Here is an 11,672-nt window from a genome sequence, read left to right on the forward strand (position 1 = left end):
ATATGCGATGATTTAATATTCATTATACATAGATTTATTCGTCTGACAATTGTCAGACGAATAAATTCATGTATCATTAGCCATAACCCCATTAGGTATCAAAAATAAATCTGCACAAGCTCGAAATTAGTTCATTTCAGTACCGGCATGAACAAGATTCACCTCTGTACCCTCCGTGTCCTCTGTGGTGAAAACTGTATAGGAATGAATGATAACTTGCTTTCCAACTGCTGATTACTCATTATTTCTTTATCTGTGTGTTTATCGTTTGGGCAACGTTACCGAAAAATGAGGATTCGGAGTATGTTGTTCAAAGATGATAGCCTTCATCTTTTCCACGATATCCGGATGTTGGAGTGTTATGTCATGATCCTCATGAATATCTGTTTTTAGATTATAGAGGAACGGTGTTCCTTTTTTCACTACCATTTTCCAATCATCCATGCGTACGGCAATCTGGTCTGTTTCATCAAATTCCCAATACAGAAAATCATGCTTCTTTTGCTTTTTATTTACCCAGGAGTGTGGGGGCGAAAGAAATCCCATCGAAATAATCGACTTCTTTTTCCTTATTGCGGTATTTCTTTTCGTAGTCTTTGATACCAATAACTTCGCAGAACGTCGGCATTAAATCATAAAATGCACAGATGTGATCGTTTACTTCGCCTGCAGGTATGTGTCCCGGCCAACGGGCGATAAATGGAATACGTATTCCTCCTTCGTGGCATTGACGTTTCAGTCCGCGTAGTTTTCCGTCTCTGCCGAAGAAAGTAGGATCAGCTCCGCCTTCCTCGTGAGGGCCGTTGTCACTGGAGAAAATAACCAATGTGTTTTCGTCCAGTCCTTTTTCTTTCAGTTTTTTCAAAACTTCGCCCACGTAATAGTCCAGGCGGGTAATCATTCCGGCAAATTGGGCGTGTGTATGCGTGATGGCGTTGTATCGTGAGCCTTCGCTTCCCTTAAATTCTTTATCCGGGTTGAATTTAGCTTTGTATTCATTCAGGATAGAATCTTCCGGCTGAACGAGTTCCGCATGAGGTAAGGTGTAAGTCAATACGCCGAAAAACGGTTGTTTGCCGTCTTGCTGATCCAGCCACTCCAATGCTTTCTGGTGAATCATGTCGGCCGAATATTGCGGACGTTTCAGGTAGTCGGGACCATACATCGGATATTGGATGTTTTCATCCATCACTACACGTACCACTCCGGTGTCACCCAACGCTTTACTATAACGGTTCAGGAAATTGGGATAATAAAGATGAGCCTGAAACTGACAGATATAACCGTAGTATTCGTCTATCCCCCGTTTGTCGGGAGTGGAACAGGAACCTTCGTAACCTCCGGCCCATTTACCGAACATACCTGTGGTATAGCCGTTATCTTTCATTATCTCCGGCAGGATTACGTGGTCGGGATCATAAGGGTGTTGCCCCACTATTGAGTATTCTTTATTCTGTCCATATTCCACGATCGGTGCATTTTTCCAGTACTCCTTGTTACCTCGTACTTCACAATGGCCTGAATGTTGTCCTGTCATGAATGAAGCTCTGGAAGGGGCGCTGACGGGACTTCCTGCGTATGCTTGCGTAAAACGCATTCCTTCACCGGCCATGGCGTCTATATGAGGGGTACGGATAAATGGTTGACCGTAGCATCCTAAGTCTCCATATCCCATATCGTCACAAAGGATGAAGAGGATATTGGGCTGGGTATTTTTTTTCTGTCCGTTGGCAGATAGGGTAGATAGGAGCAGGGCACTGCCTATCAACGGGATTGATTGATAATTCATGATATTGTTGTCATTAAAATAAAAGCGTTTCAGTGTTTCATATCTGGAATTATTTCCCGATTAAGTCCTTTCCTTCGCGTACGCTTTGAAGGATACTTTGCAGTTCTGCCACTTTCTCCGGCATATTCTTTGCATAGTTGGTTACCTCTTTCACTTCTTTCATCTTATAAAGCTGGGGTTCTTTAGAGTTTCCGGTTTCTATCTTCGGTCCCCATTGAATCATTTTCGGTCCGTCATTCGGTTCGATGTATTTCCAGTCTTTGGTGCGGACGGAAAGTGTGTGATTAGAAGCCTGCTCTATCACCCACGGGCGGTCTGTCTTTTCTTTACCCAGCCAACTTCCCAGATAGTTGTAACTATCCGGTGCGGTATTCTTAGGCATCGTAGCTCCGGTCAGGGAAGCGAGAGAGGCGAGCCAGTCCACTTGTGAAACCAATAAGTCTGAAGTCATTCCTTTTTTTACTCCTGCAGGCCAGCTGACGATGGCAGGAATACGGGTTCCTCCTTCAAAGGCACTATATTTGTTGCCCCGTAGTGGTCCCGCAGGACTATGACCGTTGAGTAGTTCTTCTGCTTTGTCATCGTATCCGTCGTCTACTACCGGGCCGTTGTCACTTGAAAGAATAATGAGTGTATTTTCTCTTAATCCCAGTTTTTCGAGTGTATTCAGGATTTCACCGACACAATAATCGAACTGTACGATAGCGTCGCCTCTTAATCCCATCGGATTTTTTCCTCTGAAACGGTCGTGAGGAAAGCGGGGCACATGTACGTCATTGGTGGCAAAGTAGAGAAAGAAAGGTTTGTTTTGGTTTTCCTCGATGAATTGAATGGCGTGTGTGGTAAGTGAATCAGCAATGTTTTCGTCTTTCCAGAGTGCCTTTCCACCGCCTTTCATAAAACCGATGCGTGAAATTCCATTAACGATCGACATGTCGTGACCGTGACTTGGCTTGAGGTTATAAAGTAATTCAGGATTACTTTTTCCGGTAGGTTCACCCTCGAAGTTCTTTTGATAACTGACTTCGATGGGAGCACTCGGATCATAGTTGGCTACTTTCCCGTTTTCGATGTATACACAGGGTACACGGTCGGCTGTAGCTGCCATAATGTAATGATAGTCGAAACCTAAATCGCCCAGTGCGCACGGTAACGGAGCATTCCAGTCTTGAGTGGCGGTTTGATCTCCGAGTCCCAGATGCCATTTGCCTACTGCGGCAGTGGTGTAACCGACACTTTTGAACATATCTGCCATGGTGTATTGTTCGGGACGGATAATCATTCCGGCATTTCCTGCCGCGACATCCGTTCCTTCTTTGCGCCATGCGTATTCTCCGGTTAGCATGGAGTAGCGGGAAGGGGTGCTGGTGGCGGCTGTTGCATGAGCATTGGTGAAAAGGATTCCCGATTTTGCCAGTCGGTTGACGTTGGGTGTCTGTACATTTTTAGCTCCGTAACATTCCAGATCGCCGTAGCCGAGATCGTCGGCGTAGATAAATACAACGTTGGGTGTTTTTGACTTTGTCGGTGTGGTGTTTTCCGGTGCTTTGTTGGCGGCTGTTACAGCACAGGCAACAGAAGATACAAGGGTTAGAATGAAAGGTTGTTTCATTGGTTTTGGGGGTTAAGTGTGTTATTATTAGTAGAAAAAGATGTGCCTGTTCTTTGCTGGACACATCTTTTTCATCGTCTGTTTAACTTAATTCAATGATTTCTTCATTGCAGTTCGTCAGTTTTTCTATTCCTTCGTTGGTCACTACCCAAGAGTTCTCGATACCTACGGGACCTACACCCGGAATAACGATTTTCGGTTCGAGGGCAAAGACCATACCCGGTTCTAATTGTTGCTTTATGCGGGGAGCCAGTACCGGAGCTTCGTTAATTTCAAGCCCGATGCCGTGACCGATAAATTTGGCTTGTTGTCCTGTTCCCATAAATTTGTCGGCAAATCCGGCTGCTTTGACCACTTCGACTGCTGTGTCGTAAAGCACTTCACAGGCAATACCCGGTCTGGCAATGGAAGCAATTTTTTCTTGGATATCCAGACAAACCTGATGGGCGGTGTAAGCTTCTTCGGGCAGTTTGCCGATGGAGAATACACGGCTCATATCGTTCATGTAACCGTTGAAGTTGCCACCTAAGTCCACCATAACGCTTTGTCCCTCTTTTAACGGAGTTTTATTTGCTCCTCCCGGCAAGGCAGGATCAAGTCCCTGACCGCCTAAGGCAAAATCATAAGGAGAGGGGTAACCGGCATTATCTCCGGTCAGTACGCTACCCATGAATATTTCCATACTGCGTCCGAATACCCGGAAAATTCCGAGGCAACCTTGCAGGCGCATCAGGCGTTCTATTTCGATGGAAAATTCAATATCCGTCATACCGGGACGATAAACACCTGGAATCTGCTCATAAGCCTTTGCATGAGCAATGCCGGAGCGGCGGAACATTTCAATTTCTACAGGTGTTTTCACGCTGCGTGCCTGGCGAATCAACGGGGTACCATTTACCACTTCCGCTTCCGGGAAGAGACCGGCCAGACGACAATATTCCGTATAAGGAAGTTCGTCACCTTCTAACATCAGTTTGGTTGGCATCGGTAATCCTTGTTCTTTCAGCAGATCAACAATTTGTTCCGGTTTGCGGATAGAGAATGAGTGCTCTCCTGTGATGTTATTAGGACGTTTAAAAAATAATAGTGCAGGCGAATGAAGGGGGAGGTAAAGATAGCCACTGACTACACAGCCATACGTGTAAATTAAATTTGCATTACACGTGATAAGTGCGGCGTCAATGCCCTGCGACACCATCAGACTGCGAATTTTGTCACGGCGAAATTTCAATTCGGGTTGTAGCATTTTTTATTTATTACTTGATTATTAATTACAAAACCAATAATGGTAAATTATTAGTTGTGAGTTGTTTATCGCATATAACAAATTCACAAACTATTATTTAACCTATCATGCTACAAAGATAATTAATTCCAGCGAAAATAATGTTAATCTCAAAAAAATAGCGCTACCCGCGTCCTGTCACAGGAGACGAGCAGCGCAAACCACAAATACAAATACAACTAAACAAAGTCTTCTAAATAACGCCTTGCCCCATCATTGCGTGAGCTACTTTCATAAATCCGGCAATGTTGGCACCCTTCACATAATTAATGTATCCGTCGGGTTCCGTGCCGTATTTCACGCATTGTGCATGGATGCCGTGCATGATTGCATGGAGTTTTTCGTCCACTTCGGCAGCACTCCAGCTAAGGTGCATTGCGTTTTGAGACATTTCCAAGCCGGAAGTGGCTACACCACCTGCGTTGACCGCTTTACCCGGAGCGTACATCGTCTTATGTTCAATGAAAAGATCGATAGCTTCAGGGGTACATCCCATATTGGAAATTTCTCCGACGCAAAGTACGTCATTTTTTATGAGATTTTGAGCATCTTCTCCATTTAATTCGTTCTGGGTGGCGCAAGGAAGTGCGATGTCTGCTTTCACTTCCCACGGGCGTTTTCCTTCTACGAAGGTTGCGTTCGGATACTGTTCAGCATAAGGAGCCACAATATCGTTACCCGAAGAACGAAGTTCGAGCATATAGTCTATCTTCTCGCCGCTGATACCATCCGGATCGTAGATATATCCGTCCGGACCGGAAATCGTAATCACTTTTGCACCCAGTTCGGTAGCTTTAGTAGCTGCTCCCCAGGCAACGTTGCCGAAACCGGAGATGGCTACTGTCTTACCTTTTATATCAATCCCTTTTGCCTGAAGCATCTGATTGACAAAATACAGTCCTCCAAAACCAGTAGCTTCCGGACGAATCAATGAACCGCCGAATTCTAATCCTTTACCAGTGAATGTACCGGTAAATTCACGAGTCAGTTTCTTGTACATGCCGAACATATAGCCCACTTCACGTCCTCCTACGCCGATGTCACCGGCAGGCACATCCATGTCCGGTCCGAGATGACGCCACAACTCCAGCATAAATGCCTGGCAGAAACGCATGATTTCAGCATCACTCTTTCCGCGTGGAGAGAAATCGGAACCGCCTTTACCGCCACCCATAGGCAAGGTAGTCAGTGCATTCTTGAATGTTTGTTCGAAACCGAGGAACTTCAAAATGGAAAGATTAACGGATGCATGAAAACGGATACCACCTTTATATGGGCCTATCGCATTATTGAATTGTACACGATAACCGAGGTTGGTCTGCACCTCACCTTTATTATCCACCCACGTCACACGGAAAGTGAAGATACGATCAGGTTCTACCAATCTTTCTATGATTTTAGCTTTTTCAAATTCAGGATGTTGATTGTATATATCTTCGATAGAAAGAAGAACTTCCTTCACTGCCTGAAGATATTCAGATTCACCGGGATGCTTAGCCTCCAAAGAGGACATGATTTTCTGGATGTTCATGATACTATATTTTAAAAGGTTAATTCTGATAAAATGTCAACTAACTCACTGCAAATATAGGAAAATTTTTCAGATGTGATTGATTTTATGCCATTATTTTGATTAAATAATGATAAAATGATAGTAGAAAAAGCATTAGGTATCAAGTATTCAGTGCTAATACTTAATACTTGATACCTGAATTTAATACTTTGTACTTTTACTTCTTAAAATCCGGCTTCATGTCCAAATTGTACATGATGAAACCGTAAATGTCTGCCTGTTCTTCAAGTACTTTTGCCATCGGTTTGCCTGCACCGTGACCTGCTTTGCTGTCGATGCGGATCAGTGTCGGGTTTGTACCGTCGTTGTCTGCTTGCAGCGTAGCGGCAAACTTGAATGAATGGGCGGGAACCACACGGTCGTCATGGTCGGCAGTGGTCACTAGTGTTGCCGGATATTTCGTGCCCGGTTTCAGGTTGTGCAATGGAGAATAGCCTTTGAGGTATTCAAACATTTCTTTGCTGTCTTCGCTTGTTCCGTAATCGCTTGCCCAGTTCCAGCCGATAGTAAATTTATGATAGCGTAACATATCCATCACGCCTACTTGCGGAATTGCTACACGGAACAGGTCCGGACGCTGTGTCATGCAGGCACCTACCAGCAGACCACCGTTGGAGCCACCTACAATGGCGATTTTGTCTTTATTCGTATATTTTTCGTTGATAAGATATTCGGCAGCAGAGATGAAGTCGTCGAATACATTCTGCTTCTGCATCTTAGTTCCGGCTACGTGCCAGTCTTCACCGTATTCGCTGCCACCACGCAGGTTGACTTGTGCGTAGATACCGCCATTTTCGAGGAATGGGATGCGCATTGCACTGAAACCCGGGTTGAGGCTGATGCCGAAACCACCGTATCCGTAGAGGAATACAGGATTTTTGCCGTCTTTCTTCAGATCTTTTTTATAGGTAAGGAACATCGGGACTTTTACACCGTCTTTGCTGGCAAAGAATACTTGTTCCGTCACAAAATCATCCGAGTTGAACTGTACTTTCGGTGCACGGTATAGTTCGTAGGTGTTCTGGTCCATATCATATTTGTAAGTGGCACCCGGAATGGTGAATGAAGTAAATCCGAAGAAACATTCTTTATCATCTTTGTTGCCGCTAAAGCCTACGGAACCGAGTGACGGCAGTTGAATCTCCTGAATTTGTTTGCCGTCGAGGCCGTAAACGTATGCATGGTTCGAAGCATCTTTGTCGTAAGTAAGGAACAGTTTGCCACCGATCACTTCTGCGTTTGAAAGAACGGCTTCCGATTCGGGAACGAGTTCTTTCCAGTCCTCCAGTTTCGGACGGTTGATGTCGGCTACCATGATCCGGTTTTTCGGTGCGCCATAGTTAGTATAAATATACATCTGATCGCCGATCACTTCAATCGGGTAGTATTGGTAGTCGAGGTCGGTAGTCAGTTGGATAAAAGGAGAATTCGGCTTTTTCAGGTCCCTTATAAATAAGTTGTTGCCTCTTCCGGCACCGGATTCTGTGAGGAAGAGAATACGTTCGTCTTCGCTGGTGCTGGCTGTATAGAAACGTTTCGGATAAGCCGGATTCTGATAAATCAGTTTATCTTTCGATTGCGGTTCACCTATTTTGTGATAATAGATTTTGTGCTTTTCGTTTACGTTGGAGAATTCTTTTCCTTTGGCGGGAGCATCGTAGGCACTGTAGTAGAATCCGTCTCCCTGCCAGGCGGCACCGGTAAATTTGGCCCATTCGATATGGTCTTCCAATAGTTTGCCACTTTCAGTGTCCATGACAAATATTTCAGACCAATCCGATCCGCTGCGTGAGATACTGTAAGCGGTATATTTGCCGTCGTTTGAGAAATAAAGACCGGTCAGTGCTACTGTGCCATCGTCCGAGAGCTTGTTCGGGTCGAGGAAAACGCGAGGCTCGCCGTCCAGTGAATCCTGTACGTAGAATACACTCTGGTTTTGCAGGCCGTCATTTTTACTGAAGTAATATTTGCCATGTTTCTTGATTGGCGCACTGATCTTCTCGTAATCGGCCAGTGTGGTCAATCGTTTCAACAAGTTTTCCCGAAATGGAATCTGACTTAGATACTCATTCGTTACTTTGTTTTGTGCTTCTACCCAGGCAGTAGTAGCTGCACTGGTGTCATTTTCCAACCATCTATAAGGGTCGGGAACTTGTGTACCGAAGTACACGTCTACGGTGTCTACCTTCGCCGTCTCGGGGTAGACTAGCTTTTTCTGTTGGGGAGCGCATGACATCACCATGATTCCACTCATTAATAAAGTTACTTTTTTCATGTGAATAAAAAGTCTTTTTGAATAAACTTAAAGTTACAAATCTACAAAATAATAAGAGATAAACAAGTAAACTTTATAAAGAAGATGGTGGAAAATGAGATTTAAAGAATTAACTTTGCAAAATGTGATTCTGCAGATAGACGATTTGAAATAAGAAAGGAGAATGACTTTATGCTTAGTAAATATAAATTAAACCAGCTTTACTTCAAAGATACACAATTCGTTAACTTGATGACAAGGCGGATTTTTAACGTGTTATTAATCGCTAATCCTTACGATGCTTTCATGTTGGAGGATGACGGGCGCATTGATGAGAAGATTTTCAATGAATACACTTCTTTGTCTCTGCGCTATCCACCTCGTTTCTCGCAGGTATCTACGGAGGAGGAAGCACTGTCACAGTTGGAAAATATGTCGTTCGACCTGGTGATTTGTATGCCGAGTACGGGGGATAATGACAGTTTCGATATCGGCCGTCACATCAAAGAGAAATACGAGCATATTCCTATCGTCATACTGACTCCTTTTAGCCATGGTATTACCAAACGGATTATCAATGAAGATTTAAGTGCGTTCGAATATGTGTTCTGCTGGTTGGGTAATACCGACCTGTTGGTGTCTATCATTAAGTTGATAGAGGACAAGATGAATCTGGAACACGATGTACAGGAGGTCGGTGTGCAGCTGATTCTTTTGGTGGAAGATGGCATTCGTTTCTATTCTTCCATTTTGCCGAATCTGTATAAGTTCGTGTTGAAGCAGAGTCAGGAATTCTCTACCGAAGCCTTGAATGCACACCAGCGTACGCTCCGTATGCGCGGACGTCCTAAAATAGTGTTGGCACGTACGTATCAGGAGGCGATGGAGATCTATCATAAGTATCAGAATAATATATTGGGGGTAATCACTGACGTCCGTTTCCCGAAAGTGGAACGGGGAGAGAAAGACGGTCTGGCAGGTATCAAGCTGTGTGCGGAGATACGTAAGAATGATCCGTTTGTTCCTTTGATTATTCAGTCTTCCGAATCTGAAAATTCGTCTTATGCAGCCAAGTATGGTGCCAGCTTTATCGACAAGAACTCCAAGAAGATGGACGTTGATTTGCGCCGTATCGTCTCCGATAATTTTGGTTTTGGTGATTTTATTTTCCGCAATCCGGATACCGGGGAGGAGATTGCCCGCGTCCGGAATTTGAAGGAGCTGCAAAACATTCTTTTTGCCGTACCTGCGGAATCTTTCTTATATCATATCAGCAGGAATCACGTGTCGCGTTGGTTTTATTCACGTGCCATGTTCCCGGTAGCCGAGTTCTTGAAACCGATTACCTGGAATAGTCTTCAGGATGTGGATGCGCATCGTAAAATCATCTTTGAGGCGATTGTGAAATATCGTAAGATGAAGAACCAGGGAGTTGTGGCGGTCTTTAAGCGCGATCGCTTCGACCGTTATTCTAACTTTGCCCGTATCGGGGATGGCTCTCTCGGAGGAAAAGGGCGTGGACTGGCATTTATTGATAATATGGTGAAGCGTCATCCGGAGTTTGACGAGTTTGAAAATGCGCGTATTGCTATTCCTAAAACAGTGGTGCTTTGTACGGATGTCTTTGATGAGTTCATGGACACCAACAACTTGTATCAGATTGCACTATCGGATGCGGATGATGCTACGATTTTAAAATATTTTTTGAAGGCTAAGTTACCGGACCGGTTGATAGAGGACTTTTTCACTTTCTTCGATGTTGTGAAGTCTCCGATTGCCATTCGGTCTTCTTCCTTGTTGGAGGATTCTCACTATCAACCGTTTGCCGGAATTTACAACACTTACATGATTCCTTATCTGGACGACCGCTATGAAATGTTGCGGATGCTTTCCGATGCCATCAAAGGGGTGTATGCTTCGGTTTATTTCCGTGACAGCAAAGCGTATATGCAAGCTACGTCGAATGTAATCGATCAGGAGAAAATGGCTGTTATCTTACAGGAAGTAGTTGGCAATCAGTATGGTGACCGTTATTATCCTTCCATGTCCGGTGTGGCACGCTCGCTCAATTATTATCCGTTGGGGAATGAAAAGGCAGAAGAGGGAACGGTGAATCTGGCTTTGGGATTAGGAAAATATATTGTTGACGGTGGCATGACCCTTCGTTTTTCTCCTTATCATCCTAATCAGGTGTTACAGACCAGCGAAATGGAAATTGCTCTCAAGGAGACTCAAACCCGTTTCTATGCATTGGATTTGAAAAATGCCGGACATGATTTTTCTATCGACGATGGTTTTAATTTGCTGAAACTTCATGTCAAAGAGGCAGAAAGTGACGGTGCTCTGCGTTATATTGCTTCTACCTACGATCCGTACGATCAGATCATTCGTGATGGTTTATATCCGGGAGGACGTAAGGTGATTACTTTTGCTAATATCCTGCAACATGATGTTTTTCCGTTAGCTCGTATTCTGCAGTTAGTATTGAAATATGGTGAACAGGAGATGCGCCGTCCGGTTGAAATTGAATTTGCAGCAACGTTAAGTCGCGAACATGATAAATCCGGAACTTTCTATCTGTTGCAGATCCGTCCTATCGTAGACAGTAAAGAAATGCTGGATGAGGATTTGAACGAGATACCGGATGAAGATGTGATTCTCCGCTCATATAATTCATTGGGACATGGTATCATGAATGATATTTATGATGTGGTCTATGTAAAGACCGATAATTATAGTGCCTCCAACAATCAGACAATTGCCTGGGAGATAGAAAAGATTAACCAACAATTCTTGAATGAAGGAAAGAATTATGTGCTTGTCGGTCCGGGACGTTGGGGAAGCAGCGATACTTGGCTCGGCATCCCTGTGAAGTGGCCGCATATTTCGGCTGCCCGTGTGATTGTGGAAGCCGGATTGACTAATTATCGGGTAGATCCAAGTCAAGGGACACACTTTTTCCAAAATTTGACTTCATTTGGAGTTGGATATTTTACTATTAACGCCTTTATGAATGATGGTGTGTATAATCAGGACTTCCTCAATGCGCAACCTGCGGTGGAAGAAACGAAATATCTTCGTCATGTTCGCTTTGAGAAACCGATGGTGGTCAAGATGGATGGAAAGAAGAAGCTGGGAGTAGTGTTGATGCCTTTTTAA

At 44.2% G+C, this 11,672-nt stretch carries 5 protein-coding genes and 1 pseudogene; 1 reads left to right on the forward strand and 5 read right to left on the reverse strand.

Annotated elements, in window-relative coordinates:
* Positions 1 to 261: 261 nt before the first annotated feature.
* From HMPREF9010_RS07055 to HMPREF9010_RS07035, 5 genes and pseudogenes are all read right to left on the reverse strand, one after another.
* Positions 262 to 1,789 (reverse strand): annotated as a pseudogene (locus tag HMPREF9010_RS07055) (arylsulfatase).
* Between the two features lie 49 nt (positions 1,790 to 1,838).
* Positions 1,839 to 3,401, reverse strand: a complete 1,563-nt coding sequence (locus HMPREF9010_RS07050; protein ID WP_008650338.1) for a sulfatase family protein — start codon at positions 3,399 to 3,401, stop codon at positions 1,839 to 1,841.
* Between the two features lie 82 nt (positions 3,402 to 3,483).
* Positions 3,484 to 4,647: a M24 family metallopeptidase gene (locus HMPREF9010_RS07045; RefSeq protein WP_004306834.1), complete on the reverse strand. Its 1,164-nt coding sequence runs from the start codon at positions 4,645 to 4,647 to the stop codon at positions 3,484 to 3,486.
* A gap of 232 nt (positions 4,648 to 4,879) precedes the next feature.
* A complete protein-coding gene (gdhA, locus tag HMPREF9010_RS07040) occupies positions 4,880 to 6,217 on the reverse strand; it encodes an NADP-specific glutamate dehydrogenase (RefSeq protein ID WP_008650340.1) in 1,338 nt (445 codons plus the stop codon).
* 199 nt (positions 6,218 to 6,416) lie between these two features.
* The gene (locus HMPREF9010_RS07035; protein WP_004326065.1) at positions 6,417 to 8,534 is read right to left on the reverse strand and encodes a prolyl oligopeptidase family serine peptidase; all 2,118 of its coding nucleotides are present in this window, start codon (positions 8,532 to 8,534) and stop codon (positions 6,417 to 6,419) included.
* A gap of 171 nt (positions 8,535 to 8,705) precedes the next feature.
* Between HMPREF9010_RS07035 and HMPREF9010_RS07030 the strand changes: the two genes are divergently transcribed.
* Complete coding sequence (locus tag HMPREF9010_RS07030; protein WP_008650343.1) at positions 8,706 to 11,672, forward strand: PEP/pyruvate-binding domain-containing protein; 2,967 nt, start codon at positions 8,706 to 8,708, stop codon at positions 11,670 to 11,672.

The sequence above is a fragment of the Bacteroides sp. 3_1_23 genome, assembly GCF_000162555.1.
Taxonomy (GTDB): Bacteria; Bacteroidota; Bacteroidia; order Bacteroidales; family Bacteroidaceae; genus Bacteroides; species Bacteroides ovatus.